Annotated in this window: 4 protein-coding genes; 1 reads left to right on the forward strand and 3 read right to left on the reverse strand. The window is 66.5% G+C overall.

Features of this window, described 5'->3' with window-relative positions:
- Positions 1–12,642 (reverse strand): non-ribosomal peptide synthetase (locus ACF8SD_RS18465; protein WP_392484931.1); only part of this gene is annotated, 12,642 nt, incomplete at its 3' end.
- 315 nt (positions 12,643–12,957) lie between these two features.
- Between ACF8SD_RS18465 and ACF8SD_RS18470 the strand changes: the two genes are divergently transcribed.
- Positions 12,958–13,488, forward strand: a complete 531-nt coding sequence (locus tag ACF8SD_RS18470; protein WP_173888196.1) for an RNA polymerase factor sigma-70 — start codon at positions 12,958–12,960, stop codon at positions 13,486–13,488.
- A 152-nt stretch (positions 13,489–13,640) separates the two neighbouring features.
- Here ACF8SD_RS18470 and ACF8SD_RS18475 read toward each other — a convergent pair whose 3' ends face one another.
- Positions 13,641–14,654 (reverse strand): GNAT family N-acetyltransferase, encoded by a 1,014-nt coding sequence (locus tag ACF8SD_RS18475; RefSeq protein WP_173888194.1) that lies wholly within the window; start codon positions 14,652–14,654, stop codon positions 13,641–13,643.
- A 61-nt stretch (positions 14,655–14,715) separates the two neighbouring features.
- Positions 14,716–15,516, reverse strand: a complete 801-nt coding sequence (locus ACF8SD_RS18480) for a substrate-binding periplasmic protein (RefSeq protein WP_392484982.1) — start codon at positions 15,514–15,516, stop codon at positions 14,716–14,718.
- Between the last annotated feature and the right edge of the window lie 136 nt (positions 15,517–15,652).

The raw sequence follows: 15,652 nt of genomic DNA on the forward strand, positions 1-15,652 counted from the left end.
GTGCTGGCCGCCGATGTCGATGGCTGGCAGGGCCTTGCGGTCCAGCTTGCCGTTGGCATTGTGCGGCAGGCTGTCGAACCAGCCCCAGTGCAACGGCACCATGTACTCCGGCAACTCGGCGCGCAGGCGTTGCTTGATCCGCTCCAGCAATTCAGCGTCCCCGGCAATGCCCTGGTGCGCAACCAGGTAACCGACCAAGTGCTTGCCATTGGCACCCTCCTGCACCCCCACGGCAGCATCGCGGATTTGTGCCTGTTCGTGCAGGCGCGCCTCGATCTCGCCCAACTCGATGCGATAACCGCGAATCTTCACTTGGTGGTCGATGCGCCCAACGTACTCCAGCACACCGTCCGGGCGCTGCCGCGCCAGGTCGCCAGTACGGTACAGGCGCTCGCCCGGCGCACCGTACGGGTGCGGGATGAACGCCAGCGCCGTGCGCACCGGGTCGCCAACGTAGCCACGGCCAACGCCGGTGCCAGCCACGCACAGTTCACCCACCGCGCCCAGCGGCACCAGGGCCTGATCGTCCCCGCACAGGTACAGGCGGTTGTTGTCGGTCGGCGTGCCGATCGGCAAATAGGCGCCTTGAGTCGAGGCAGCATCGACCCGGAAGAACGCCACGTCATCCGAGCACTCGGCCGGGCCATAGGCGTTCACCAGCCCCACCTGCGGGTAGCGCTGCAGCCACTGCGCGGCCAGCTCCGGTGGCATGGCCTCGCCGGTTGGCAGCATCCAGCGCAAGCTATCGAGCGCCTGATGGTCGTTGGCCAGCATGCCCTGGATCAGCGATGGCACGCTTTCCAGCACGGTGATGCCACTGGCCTGCACATGCGCCAGCAGGCCCTGCGGATCATGGGCGATGGCGTTCGGCACGATCTGCACGGTAGCCCCGAACAACGGCGCAGCCAAGAACTGCCACACGGAAATGTCGAAACTCTGCGACGCCGTCTGGGCTATCACATCCTGCTCGCTGAGGCCCAGGTAAGGCACCTTGCTCAGCTGGTTGTTGAGCATGCCGCGCTGCTCGACCATCACGCCTTTGGGCAGGCCGGTGGAACCTGAGGTGTAGATCACGTAGGCCAGGTTGTCTGGCCCGCTGTGAATCCCAGGGTTGTGGCTGGCGACCTGGCTGGCCTGGATTTCCTCCCACACCAGCAGTTGCGGGCGCGCCTGTGTGTGCAGCGCACTCAACAGTTGCCGCCCTTGCTCGGCACAGGCGGCACTGCACACCAGCACCGGCGTGCGGCTGAGCTCGATGATGCTTTGCAGGCGCGCCGCCGGCAGGCCAGGGTCCAGCGGCAGGTAGCCGGCGCCGGCCTTGAAGCTGCCAACGATCATGCCCAGCAGCGGCAAGCCGCGCTCGGCCAGCAGCGCCACCGGCTGGTCGACCTTCACGCCGGCCAGGATCAGTGCGTGGCCCAGGCGGTTGGCGGCCAGGTTCAGACCGGCATAGTCGTAGGCGCCTTCCAGGCAGCGGGCAACGACACGCTGCGGGTGCGCGGCCACTTGCGCTTCGAACTGGGCAACGTAGCTTTGCTCCAGCGGATAAGCCCGCCCGGTGCTGTTGCAGTCTTCCAGCAGGAAGCGCTGCTCTTCGCCGCCCAGCAACGGCAGTTCGCTCACCTCCCCGGCAAAGCCCTCTACCAGCGCCAGCAACAGCCGCTTGAACTCGGCCAGCAGGCGCTCGACGGTCGGGTAGTCGAAGTAGCGCTGGTCGAAAGACAGGTGCAGGCCCAGGTCATCGCCGGGGTAGCACACCGCCGTGAGCGGGAAGTTGGTGTGGGTACGGCCCGAGTCGGAGCTGGCGTTCAGGTGCTGCGCATGGTCGAGCACCGCGGTTTCCACCGGGGCGTTCTCGAACACGAACAAGCTGTCGAACAGCGGCTGGCCCTTGGGCAGTTGGCTGCACTCCTGGATCGCCACCAAGGGCAGGTACTCGTACTCGCGCAGCTCCATGTTGCTTTGCAGCAGGCTGTGCAACCACTGGCGCACGCTGCAACGCTCCCCGGCCAGCGGCAGGCGCACGCGCAACGCGACGCTGTTGATGAACAGGCCCACGGTGCGCTGCATCTGCGGCATGCTGACCGGGCGGCCGGCCACGGTCACGCCAAAGGCCACGTCACGCTCGCCACTGTAACGCGCCAGCAGCAGGGCCCAGGCCGCCTGGGCAAAGGTGTTGACGGTCAGCTGGTGCGCCTGCGCCAGTTCGCGCAGGCGCACGCCCTCGCTCACCTGCAAGCGGGTATGGCAGTCGCCCACGACCATGCCGCTGCCGGCATGGTCATGGCGCAATGGGCGGTCACTGGGCAGCGCCGTGGCGCGCTCGAACCCGGCCAGGTTGGCCTGCCACCAGGCCCGCGCATCGTCCAGCCCCTGGCGTTGCAGCCAGCCAATGTAGTCGCGGTAGCGCGGCGGCACCGGCAACTGCGCCTGGCGGCCCTCGCCAAGCGCCTGATAAACCTCGAAGAAGTCGTTCATCAACAGCGAGCGGCACCAGGCATCGATCAGGATGTGGTGGTTGCTCATCATGAACCAGTAGCGCTCGTCTGCCACGCGCACCAGGCGCAGGTGGAACGGTGCCTCGCTGAGCAAGGCGAAGCCCGCTTCGCGCTCCTGCTTGTGCAAGGCTTGCAGGCGTTGCTCCTGCGCAGCCTCGGCAATCCCGCGCCAGTCCTGGTAGTCGACGGCCAGGTCGCCCGGTTTGTGAATGATCTGCAACATCGCCTCACCGCTGTTCCAGCTGAACGAGGCGCGCAGTGCTTCGTGGCGCGCCACCACGACCTGCCAGGCCTGGGCGAAGCGATCGGGGTCCAGCGCACTGTTGATGCGGTAGCGGTCCTGCATGTAGTACAGGCCGGTGCCCGGCTCCAGCAGGGTATGCAGCAGCATGCCCTCCTGCATCGGGCTCAGCGGGTACACGTCCTCGATCTGCGCTGCCGGCACCGGCAGGGCGTCGATCTGCGCTTGCGTCAGGTGCGCCAGCGGGAAATCCGAAGGGGTGAAACTGCCATTGCCCTCGGCCAGGCAATGCTCCACCAATGCCAGCAGTTCCAGGCGGTAGGCTTCGGCCAGCGCGGCAATGGTCTGCCTGTCGTAGCGTTCGGCGCTGAAGGTCCAGCGCAGCTGCAGGGCGCCGCCATACACCTGGCCATCGACACTCAGCCAGTTGGGCAGCGGCGCGTCGGGGTCGTGGGCCAGGCCGGCCGGGGCATCCAGCGGCTGGAACAGCGCCGCGCTGTCGAACTGCTGGTCGAACTGGCCCAGGTAATTGAAGGTAATGCGTGCCTGCGGCAACGCCGCCATCTGCTCGCGCCCGGCGTCGTCTGCCAGGTAGCGCAGCACGCCGTAACCCAGGCCTTTGTGCGGCACCTGGCGCAGCTGCTCCTTGATGCGTTTGATCGAGCCTGCCCGCGCGGCGTCATCCTCACCGGGCACCGGGCGCAGGCTCAACGGGTAGGCATTGGTGAACCAGCCCACGCTGCGGGTCAGGTCCATATCGTCGAACAGCCCATCGCGGCCATGGCCTTCCAGCTGCACCAGCACGCTGTCGTCCACACTCCAGCGGCACATGGCCCGCGCCAGCGCGGTCAGCAGCAGGTCGTTGACCTGCGTGTGGTAAGCAGCCGGGGCCTGTTGCAGCAACTGCCGGGTCTGCTCGGCGTTCAGGCCGGTCGTCAGGGTCAGCGCGTGGCGGTGCAGGTTACCGCCCTGGGGGTGATCGCATGGCAGCTCACGGCGGGCATCCCCCAGTTGGCTTTGCCACCAGCCCAGCTCGTCACGCAACGAATCGCTGCCGGCATAGCTGGCCAGGCGCGCGGCCCAGTCGCCCATGGCATGGGTCTTGGCGGGCAGTGGCTGGCCACGGTACAGCGCCTGCAAGTCTTCCAGCAGCACACGCCAGGACACACCATCGACCAGCAGGTGGTGAATCGCCAGCAGCAGGCGCTGGTGGCCCTGGCCGTCCGTCACCAGCAGGCCGCGCAGCAGCGGGCCCTGCTGCAGGTCGAGGCTGCGCTGCACATCGCTGTACAGCGCCTGGCAATCGGCAAAATCGGCGACGGTGACAGCCCACAACAGCTGATCCTCAGCCGGCTGGGTGTAGGCAGCCTGCCAACGGCCCGCGGCGGCACTGAAACGCAGGCGCAGGCTGTCGTGGTGCTGCACCAGCGCGGCCAGCGCCTGCTCCAGCGTGGCTTTATCCAGCGGCTGGCGCAGGGCCAGCAGCAGCGCCTGGTTCCAATGCTGTGGCTGCGGCACCTCGCTGTCGAAGAACCAGTGCTGGATCGGCGTCAGGCCAACCTGGCCCTCGCGCAGCCCCTGGTCGATGCTGCTGTGCGCTTCGCTCTGCCTTACCACAGCGGCCAGCGCCTGGATGGTCTGGTGCTGGAACAGGTCGCGTGGCGTGAACTGCAGCCCGGCCTGCCGCGCCCGGCTGACCACCTGGATCGACAGGATCGAATCGCCGCCCAGTTCGAAGAAGTTGTCCTGCACCCCCACCTGGGCGACGTTGAGCACCTCGCCCCAGATCTGCGCCAGCCGAGCTTGCACGTCATCGCCAGGGGCCTGGTAGTGCTGGCGGGCTTGCTCAAGGTCCGGCAGCGGCAGGGCGCGGCGGTCGAGCTTGCCGTTGCCCATCAGCGGCAGGCTGTCGAGCAGCACCAGGTGCGCAGGCACCATGTAGTCTGGCAAGTGCTGGCGGGCCTCGGCCTTCACGGCTTCGCGCAGGCGGTGCTGCACCTCGTTGTCGGCTGCGGCCTGCTGGCACACCAGGTAGCCCACCAGCTGCTTGCCGCCTGGCAGGTCGAGGGCCAGTACCACTGCCTCGTCGACATCGGCGTGTGCCTGCAGACGGCTTTCGATCTCGCCCAGTTCGATGCGGAAACCGCGAATTTTCACTTGCTGGTCGGCGCGGCCAACATACTCGACCAGGCCATCGGCGCCCAGGCGTACCAGGTCACCGGTGCGGTACAGGCGCCCACCTGCGCTGCCGAACGGGTCAGCAACGAAGCGCTCGGCGCTCAGCCCCGGGCGATCGTGGTAGCCCTGGGCCAGGCCGGCGCCGCCGACATACAGCTCACCGATACCCCCTTGCGGCAACAGCGCCAGGTCTTCGTCGAGGATGTAGGCCGTGCGGCTGCCGATGACCTGGCCGATCGGCACACTGCCCAGCGCTGCAGGCAGCACCTCTGGCGCCAGGCAGGCCAGCGGCATGACCACGGTCTCGGTCGGCCCATAGGCATTGAAGAACTGCTGGGGCGCGAATGCCTGGCGAATACGCTGCAGGTGCTCACCGGTCAGCGCCTCGCCACCGGTGATCACCATGCGAACCGGCAGTTGCTCGCCCTGGCCGCCCAGGTATTGCGCCAGTTGGCTCCCGTAGCTTGGGGTAAAGCCAAGGATGTTCACCTGCTGCTCACGCACCAATTGGCATATTTCCTCCGCACCCCACTGCCCCTGGGCACGCAACACCACCCGCGCACCGCACAACAGTGGCACCCACAGGCGCTCGCTGGCGGCGTCGAAGTTGATCGAATAGAAATGCAGCTCGCAATCGTCGCTGCGCATGCCGAACGCGGCGCTCACGGCCTGGCAGTGCATGGCGAATTCGCCATGGCTGACGACCACGCCCTTGGGTTTGCCGGTGGAGCCGGAGGTGTAGATCAGGTAAGCCTGGTGCTGCGGCAGGCTGAGGTTGGCCAGCGGCGCAGCGCTGTAGGCCGCCAGGCTGGCTGCGTCGTCTTCCAGGCTCCAGCGTGCCACGCCCTCGGGCAATTCGCCCAGGCTTTGCAGCAGCTCGCGCTGGCTCAGCAGCAGGCCGATACGGCTGTCCTCGATCATGTAGCGCAGGCGGTCGAGTGGGTATTCAGGGTCCAGTGGCACGTAGGCGCCGCCAGCCTTGAGGATGGCCAGCAGGCCAACCACCATTTCCAGCGAACGCTGCAGCGCCAGGCCTACCCGCACCTGCGGCCCGACACCCCGTTCGCGCAGGGCCCGGGCCAGGCGGTTGGCGCGCTGCTCGAGCTCGGCATAGCTCAGGTGCTGGCCGGCGAAGGTCAACGCCCCGGCCTGCGGCGTACGTGCGGCCTGGGCCGCGAACAACCCGTGCAGGGTCTGCCCGAGGCCCAAGTGCGGGTCGCCCTGCAACTGGCCCAGCAGTTGCTGCTGCTCGCTGCTGCTCAGCATCGGCAGCTCGCACAGGCGCTGTTGCGGGTTGTCGAGCAGACCGACCAGCAGCTGTTGCCAGTGTTCGGCCATGCGCGCGATACGCGGCTCATCGAACAGGTCACGGCTGTAGGTCAGGCAGCAGCCCAGGCGGCCATCCAGGTCGGTCACTTCCAGGTACAGGTCGAACTTGGTGGCGCTGGCGTCGTTGACCAGGTAATCCACCTGCATGCCGGCCAGGCTGCGGCTTTGCTGGAAGGCCCAGCGCTGCACGTTGCACATCACCTGGAACAACGGGTTGTAGGCACTGCTGCGTGGCGGTTGCAGGGCCTCGACCAGTTGATCGAACGGCAGGTCCTGGTGCGACTGGCCTTCGATGGCAGCCTGACGCACCTGCTCCAGCAAGGCGCTGGCGCTCATCTGCCCATCCAGTTCGCAGCGCAGCACCTGGGTATTGAGGAAGGCGCCGATCAGCCCTTCGCTTTCCGGGCGGATGCGGTTGGCCACCGGCGCACCGATGCGCAGGTCGCGCTGGCCACTGTAGCGGTGCAGCAAGGCAGCCAGGGTGGCTGTCATGGTCATGAACAGGGTCAGGCCACGCTGGCTGTTGAAGGCATGCACGCGCTCGACCAGGGCCGGGTCGAGCTCGAAGCGGTACAACCCGCCCCGGTGGCTTTGCACCGCCGGGCGTGGGCGGTCGGCGGGTAACGCCAGCACCGGGTGCTCGGTGCCCAGGCGCGTTTGCCAGTAGGCCAGTTGGCGAGCGCCCTCGCCGCTTTCCAGCCATTGCCGTTGCCACACGCTGTAGTCAAGGTACTGCACCGGCAGTGGCGCCAAGGGCGACTCGCGGTCGTCGACAAAGGCCTCGTACAGTTCACCCAGCTCGCGGGCGAAGATGTCCATGGCCCAGCCTTCGGTCACGATATGGTGCAGGGTCAGCACGAAGAAGTGCTCGCGCTCTGCGGCCTTGACCAGGCAGGCGCGCAGCAGCGGGCCGCGTTCAAGGTCGAACGGCTGGTGCGTCTGGTCATCGGCCAGCTGTTGCAGGCGTTGCTCACGGGCAGCGCCGGGCAAGGCGCTGAAGTCCTGCCAGTGCAGGTGCAGGCCGCTGTCTTCGGCCACGCACTGGTAGGGCACCCCGTCGATGCTGGGGAACGTTGTACGCAGGGCTTCGTGACGCACGATCAGCGCATGCAGCGCCCGCTCGAACGCCTCAACGTGCAAGGTGCCGCGCAAGCGTGCCATGCCGCCCACGTTATAGGCCGGGCTGTCGGGCTGCATTTGCCAGAGGAACCACATGCGCTGTTGCGAATAAGACAGCGGCACCGCCTGGCGGCGGTCTACGCGGGCGATCTGCCCTTGCAGGTTGCGCTGGCCATTGCCCTGGATGCGGGCAACCTCGGCACAGAATGCGCCCAGCTCGCTGGCCTCGAACAGGGCCTTGAGCGGCAGCTCCACGTCGCACGCCTGGCGCGTGCGGGAAACGATCTGTGTGGCCAGCAGCGAGTGGCCGCCCAGGGCGAAGAAATCATCGCGCAGGCCCACACGGGGCAGGTTCAGTACATCGCGCCAGATGGCAGCGACCTGCTGTTGCAGTGCTGTTTGCGGCTCGACGTGCTCACGCTGCTGCCACACCGGGGCCGGCAGCGCCTTGCGGTCGACCTTGCCGCTGGGGCCCAGGGGCATTTGCGCAAGGGCAATCAGCTGCGCCGGCACCATGTACGCCGGCAGGTGCTCGGCCAGTACCGTCAACAAGGCTTCGGCCTGGGCGCTGCCGGTGTAGTAGCCGACCAGTTGCGCGCCGACCGCATCGTTGTGAATCAGTACCAGCGCCTGCTCGACACCCGCTTGCGCCAACAGGCAGGCCTGGACTTCTTCAGGTTCAACGCGCAACCCCCGTACTTTCACCTGCTGATCCAGGCGCCCGAGGTATTCCAGCGCGTGCAACTGAACCTGCCAACGGGCGCGGTCACCACTGCGGTACAGGCGCTGGCCGTTGCCATCGGCCTGGGGTACGAAACGCTCGGCGGTAAGCCCTGGGCGCCCCAGGTACCCACGGGCCAGGCCCGCACCGCCCAGGTACAACTCGCCCGGCACGCCGGGTGCGGTGAGCTCGAGTTCGTCATCCAGTACCCGGCACAGCACGTTGGCCAGCGGCCGGCCGATGGGTGAACGCTCGCCGTCCGTGGCCTGGCAATGCCAGTGAGTGACGTTGATGGCGGTTTCGGTCGGACCGTAGCGGTTGTGCAGCTGCACGTGCGGCAGCAGTTGCAGCACCCGGTCGCGCAGCGCCGCCGACAAGGCCTCGCCCCCGGAAAACACCCGGCGCAGGCTGGCGCAGCCCGCGGCCTGTGGTTCCTGGACAAACACCTGCAGCAGTGGCGGCACAAAATGCAGGGTGGTCACGCCATGCGCCTGGACCAGGGCCGCAATGCGCTGCGGGTCGCGATGCTCGCCAGGGCCGGCGAGCACCAGCTTGCAGCCGGTGATCAACGGCCAGAAGCACTCCCACACCGACACGTCGAAACTGATCGGTGCTTTCTGCAGCAGCACATCCTCGTCGCCCAACCCATAGGTGGCCTGCATCCAGTGCAAGCGCTCGGCCAGCGCCGCGTGAGTATTGCCCACGCCTTTGGGCTGGCCGGTGGAGCCGGATGTGTAGATCACGTAGGCCAGGTTGTCACCTTGCAGGTGCAAGCCAGGGGCATGGTTGGGCCAGTTGTCCAGGTGCAGCTGGTCGAGGGCGATGGTGCTGACGCCATCGACCTGTGGCAGCTTGCCCACCAGGCTGCTATGGCTGAGCAACAGGCCGGTACCACAATCGGCCAACATGTACGCCAGGCGCTCGGCGGGGTAATCCACGTCGAGCGGCACGTAGGCGCCGCCGGCCTTGAGAATGGCCAGCAAGCCGACCAGCAGTTGCGGCGAGCGCTCGAGGGCGATGGCGACGCAGGTGTCAGGACCGACACCTTTGTCGCGCAGGTAGTGGGCCAGGCGGTTGGCCTGCTGGTGCAGTTCGGCGTAGCCCAGGCTGCCGCCCGCCCATACCAGGGCAGTACGTTGCGGCGTCAGGCGGGCCTGCTCGTTGAGTTGCTCGACCAGCAGTTGCTGCGGCGCGGCGGCTTCGGCCTGGCCCCAGCCCGACAACTGGCGCCGGCCCGCCTCGTCGAGCAGTTGCACCTCGGCCAGGGCCAGGTCGGGCGCGGCGCACACTTGCTCCAGCAGTGCCAGCAGTTGCCCGGCCAGGCGCTGGATGGTGCTGGCCTCGAACAGTTCGTCGGCATAGTCGAACGCCAGGCTCAGCCGGCCCTGGTGGTCCTCCTCACTGTGCAGCTGCAGGTCGAACTTGGCTTCGCGGCTGTGCCACGGCAACTCTTCGGCCAGCAGGCCTGGCAGGCGGCGCAGTGCCGACAGGTCGCGTTGCTGGTGGTTGAACATGACCTGGAACAGGCCCTGCTCGCGGGCTTGCGGCAGGGCCTCGAGCAACTGCTCGAACGGCAGGTCCTGGTGGGCCTGGGCCTGGAGCGTGGCCTGGCGCACCTGCGCCAGCAGCTGGCTGAACGGCATGCGGCCATCGAGTTGCGCGCGCAGCACCTGGGTGTTGATGAAGAAGCCGACCATGCCCTGGGTTTCCAGGCGCGGGCGGTTGGCATTCGGCACGCCGACGCGGATCTCGGCCTGGCCGCTGTAGCGCTGCAACAGTGCCTGCCAGCCGGCCAACAGGACCATGAACAGGCTGGCCTGCTGCGCCTGCGCCAGGTCCTTGAGGGCTTGGCTGAGCGTGGCGGGGACCTTCACGCTGAAACGCGCAGCACTGAATGTGCGCTGGTTGGCCCGGGGTTGGTCGGTGCACAGGTCAAGCACGGGCAGTTCATCACCGAGCTGGGCCTTCCAGTACTGCAGTTGGCGTTCGGCTTCGCCGTCGGCCAGCCACTGCCGCTGCCAGTTGCCGTAGTCCGCGTAGCCCAGGGGCAGCGGCGCCAACGCTGCCTCCAGGCCCTGGCAGTGAGCGGCATACAATTTGGCGAATTCATCGAGCAGGATGTTCAGCGACCAGCCGTCGGCCACGATGTGATGCAGGGTCACCCACAGCTGATGGTCTTCATCGTCGAGCCGGGCCAGGGTCACACGCAGCAACGGACCTTGCGTCAGGTCGAACGGCTGGCAGGCCTCGGCCTCACGCTGGGCGGCGACCTGCTCGGGGGTCTGGCCTGCGAGGTCCAGGCGGGCCAGGCTGAACGGCTGCTGCGGCAGAATACGCTGCAGCGCCTGGCCGTTTTCTTCAGCGAACACGGTACGCAGCGACTCGTGGCGCGCCACCAGTGCCTGGAATGCGGCCTGCAGGGCGCTAGCGTCCAGTTCGCCACGCAGGTGCAGGCCGGCGGGAATATTGTAGGCCGCCGATTGGGGTTGCAGTTGCCACAACAGCCACAGGCGGTTCTGCGCCAGCGACTGGGGCAGCGCCTGGGCGCGTGCCAGGGGCGCGATAGCTGCGGGCTGGGCAGCGCCTGCACCGATGAGCGCAGCCACCGCGTTGCTGTAGTCAGCCAACACCGGCGCCTCGAACAAGGTGCGCAGGCCCAGGTCGATGCCCAGTTCGTCGGCCAGCCGCGCCGTGGCCTGGGTGGCGGCGATGGAGTTGCCGCCCAACAACAGGAAATGGTCATCTGCCGCTACTGCCTGCACCTTGAGGGTGTCGCGCCACACCGCCGCGATGCGCGCCTGCAAGGCATCGCCTGATGCCTGGGTGGCAGCAGCGGCGCTCGGCTCAGGGAATTGGGCATAGCAGTCCAGGCTGCCATCGGCCATGCGCACGCGGCAGGCCGAACGCTGCAGCTTGCCGCTGGAGGTTTTCGGCAGCGCGCCTGGGTTGAGCAGCAGCACCGCCGCCGGCGCCTGGCGGCAGGCATCGGCGGTGACCTGGCGCAGGGTGTTGATCAGCGCCTGGGGTTGGGTGGCCTTTTGCACGCTGCGGCTGATCTCCACCGCCACGCCGATGCCCTCCTCGCCCTGATGCTCGACGGCGAACACCGCCACCCGGCCTTTGCGCAGTGCCTGCACTTCACGCTCGAGGGTTTTTTCCAGGTCTTGCGGGTACAGGTTCTGCCCACGCACGATCAGCATGTCTTTCAGGCGCCCGGTAACGAACACCTCGCCTTCACGCATGAAACCCAGGTCACCGGTTCGCAGCCAGGTCTGCCCGTCCATTTCGACGAAGGTGCGCGCGCTGGCTTCTGGGTTACGCCAGTAGCCCGAGGCGATACTCGGCCCGCCGGCCCAGATTTCCCCCACCTGGTTGTCGCCCAGCCATTGCCGCTGTTGCGGCTCGACGATGCGTACCGCGTGCCCCGGCTGCGGGAAGCCGCAACTCATCAGCACGCTGCCGGTACCGGGTTCGGCGCGGTTGGCGGCCAAGGCGTCGGCATCCAGCGCAAGCGCGGGGATACCCTGGCCACGGCGGCTACCGCTGACGAACAAGGTTGCTTCGGCCAGGCCGTAGCTGGCGAAGAAGCTCTGGGGGTCGAAGCCGCAGGCCTTGAAGGTGTCGGCGAAACTCGCCAGGCTGTCCTGGCGGATCGGCTCGGAGCCCGAATAGGCCACGCGCCAGCGGCTCAGGTCGAGCCCGGCCAGCGAGGCCTCGCTGACCCGCTCGCTGCACAGGCGGTAGGCAAAATCGGGGCCGCCGCTGATGGTGCCGCCGTAGTCGCTGATGGCCTGCAACCAGCGCACTGGCCGGGCGAGGAAGTAGCCTGGCGACATCAGTACGCAAGGCACACCGCTGAAGATCGGCTGCAACAGGCCGCCGATCAGCCCCATGTCGTGATACAGCGGCAACCAGCTGACGATCACGTCGTCGGGGTTGAGGTCGATGCCAAAGCCGCTGCGGATGAGTTGTTCGTTGGCCACCAGGTTGCCATGGCTGACCTGCACGCCTTTGGGCAGTGCGGTGGAGCCGGAGGTGTACTGCAGGAAGGCGATGTCCTGGCTGCTGAGGGCAGGTTCCTGCCAGGTCTCGGCCAGGGCGGGGTCCAGGCCATCCACTGCCAGCAACGCGGGCGCCGCCTCGGCGGCAAGTGCTTCCAGGCCCTGCAGGTTGTCGTGCAGCGCCGCCACGGTCAGCAGCAGGCGCGGCTCGGCGTCGGCGATGATCGACAGCAGGCGTTGCTGGTGGTGCTGGCGGGCAGATTCCGGCGGGTAGGCCGGCACTGCAATCACGCCGGCGTACAGGCAGCCGAAGAACGCCGCTACGTAATCCGGCCCACTGGGAAACAGCAACACCGCGCGGTCACCGACGCTGGCGCGTGCCTGCAGGGCGGCGGCGATGGTGCGCGCGCGCTGGTCGAGCTCCCGATAACTGAGCACAGCCTGCTCGTGCGGGGCGTCGGCGAGAAAGCGCAGGGCAATCCTGTCCGGGGTCTGCGCGGCGCGTTGCGCCAGGGCCTGGACCAGCGAGAGCGGGAGTTCGAAGGCGTCCGTCATGGGGTGTTCCTGCCAGTATCTGTTGGGGCGTGCCGACTGCGCCGCGAACATTGGCGGGCAGCGGTTGGCGGCCGGGGATGTACACAGGGGAACGGATGGGCGGCGGGAGAAATTAGCGGAGGTGGCGGGGTAAGGCGGGTTCAGGGGTATGCCAGCGACACGCATGTCATGGCCTATGCCTCAAAAATCGAAAACTCCTGATACCAATTACATTTCGCATTTGACAATCATTATCATTGTGAATAGCTTGTCGCACGTCGTAGGAAGCGTCCCTGCCCCGGGTGCCTCCTCCCCCTCTGTGACAAGGTGATTTCCATGGCGGAACAACTATCCACAAGTAAGTGCGATTCACCATTACTGCAGGCCTTCGTAGACAACCGCAGCATCCTGGTCAAGATCGCTGCGCGCATTACCGGCTGCCGCTCGCGTGCCGAAGATGTGGTGCAGGACGCCTTCTTCCGGCTCAGCGCCGCCCCGCAGATAACCTCGTCGTTCAAAGCGCAGCTGAGTTACTTGTTCCAGATCGTGCGCAACCTGGCGATCGACCATTACCGCAAGCAGGCGATGGAGCTGAAATACTCCGGCAGCGAAGAGGAAGGCCTGAATGTGGTCATCCAGAACGCCTCGCCCGAAGCTACCCATATCAACCTGGCCGCGCTGGACGATATTGCCGAAGCGCTGAACCAGTTGCCCCAGCGCACCCGCTATGCGTTCGAGATGTACCGCCTGCATGGCGTGCCGCAGAAGGACATCGCCAAGGAGCTGGGCGTGTCGCCGACCTTGGTCAACTTCATGATCCGCGATGCCCTGGTGCATTGCCGCAAGACCGCTAACCGGCAGGGCTGACCAAAGCTGCAAGCTTCAAGCTTCAAGCTTCAAGCTTCAAGCTTCAAGCTTCAAGCAAAAGCCGATCGCGTTCTGCCTTGGCTTTTTCTTTTAACTTGTAGCTTGTAACTTGTAGCTTGCAGCTTGCAGCTTGCCGCTTGCCGCTCTAGCCATCAGGCGAGTCTGCAACGATCGAAGAACCGCTCCCGGCCCAGCATCATCAGCGCCGCGCGCTTGTGCGGGAAGTCGAACTCTTTCTCGCAATGGAAGCACTGGTCGAGCATGTAGCCGATCATCTTGCCGTTGTCGGCACGCGGCTCGGCGACTACCCGCTGGGTACGCGGGTCATCCAGGAACAGGTAATGCACCAGCGCCGATAGCCAGCTGGCGACCTTGTGCGGCCCACGATGGCTCTGCTCCCCGACCAGCATGTGGATGCCGCGGTCGTAGTCATCGGCCGGGTAGAACGGTGCAATGCGGTCTTCCTTGGCCCAGTATGCCTCGAAATAGGCAAAGGGCTGATCGTCGAAACAGCCAATCAACGTCAGGGTATGCGGGTCGGCCTCCAGCTTGGCCAGGTACGCGCGGTGCTGGGCAAGTGTGCCGCTTTCCTGCCAGAACGCCTCCACGCGCGGGTTGTTCTGCCAGCGGTTGAAGCGCTCCAGGTCATGTTCGATGTCCAAGGTGCGCAGCGATACCCAGCTACCCAGCCGCGCATCGAAGCGCCGATAGACCTCGCCACGGGGCTTGGGCGCACGCCGCGGGTGGCGCTTGCCGTTACTGATCTGCATCTGCTGCGGGTAGGGGGCAGCCAGCGCCTCACCCAGCCAGGGTTGCGGCAACTGCCAGAACAGCGCGCGCTCGCACAGGTACTGGCCAGGCACATCGCCCACCAACAGCAGGCCGCTGGTCAATGCCTGCGGCACCACCTCGGGCAGGTGCCAGGCCAGGCGCTGGCGGGCGCTGTCACGGGACAACAGCCAATAGCAGGCAGCCCACAGGGCTTGATAAGGGCGCTCGGGGCACAGTTGCTCAAGGTGTACCTGCAAGGGTGGACCTGCCTGCAGGCGCACCTGCGCCAGCGGGCGGCCCTCCAGGGTCAGGCTCAGCCTGTTGTCCCCCTCTTCGGCGCTGAGGCTGCGCCAACGTGGCGGTGACTGTGGCTGCGAAGCGGCATCGAAGGGCATGGGTAGGTCTCGCGAATGAACAAAGGGCTCACTGTCGAGAACGATGCCACCTGGCGGCAATTTAGTCCTCGGGCGCACTGACGGCGATGCGGTAAGGCTGGAAAATGCGCGCCAGCTCGCCGCTATCACGCAAGCCTCTCAACAGTTCGGCGAACGACTGCTCACCAATGGGTGCGGCGGGCCGCAGCAGTGCGTAGTGGTGGTAAACCTGGTCGATGCGTTGCGAGGCGACCAGTTGCGCACGGCTGGACGGGTTACGTGCCAGGAAGTCACTGAAGTAGGAACGCGTGACCAGGGCGATGTCGGCGCGGCCAGCCTGCACCATCAACAGGTTGCTGTCGTGCGAATAGGTCAACGTCGCGTTGTAGACCTTGCGCAGGTAGCGCGGGTCGGCGTTGAAGCCGGTGAACGCATAGTGGTAGCCATTGAACAGCGCCAGGCGCTTGCCCTTCAGGTCATCGAAGTAATGCGGGTCGCGCCCGTCGACCTGGCGGGCCACGAACACTTCGGCGTCTTCAAGGCCCATGTCCACCTGCTGGTGGGCGATCTGCTGCCAGCCCCACTGCGGGTTTTCGAAAATGGCCATGTCGGTACGGCCTTGCTGGAAATCACTGAAACGCCGCTGGATGGAAGTGGGCACCAGCACGAAGCGGTAGCGCTGCTGGGCACGGTTGAGCGCAGCGACCAACTGCGGCAGCAAACCGATATCGGCCCCCTGCTCGGGACGCACCGTATACGGCGGGAAATGCGCGGCACCGACCTTCACCTCGATGGCATCTGCCGCCCATGCCGGTACGGCCAACCAGTAAACAGCCAGCAACACGAGGGTGGACAAGGCCTTCAGGCCGGGCGCGGGGGTCAAGGCGGACATTCATCACGGTTCATGCCTGGGTCCGCTTAAGCTAGGCGTTTTCCGAGGGCGGCACAACTGCTGCCTCCGGCTTTCGTGCCCCTCGATACGCCATTGGCGGTGACAAAACGGGCGGCAAAATGCCACG

The sequence above is a fragment of the Pseudomonas sp. CJQ_9 genome (genome assembly GCF_043106615.1).
GTDB classification, from domain to species: domain Bacteria; phylum Pseudomonadota; class Gammaproteobacteria; order Pseudomonadales; family Pseudomonadaceae; genus Aquipseudomonas; species Aquipseudomonas juntendi.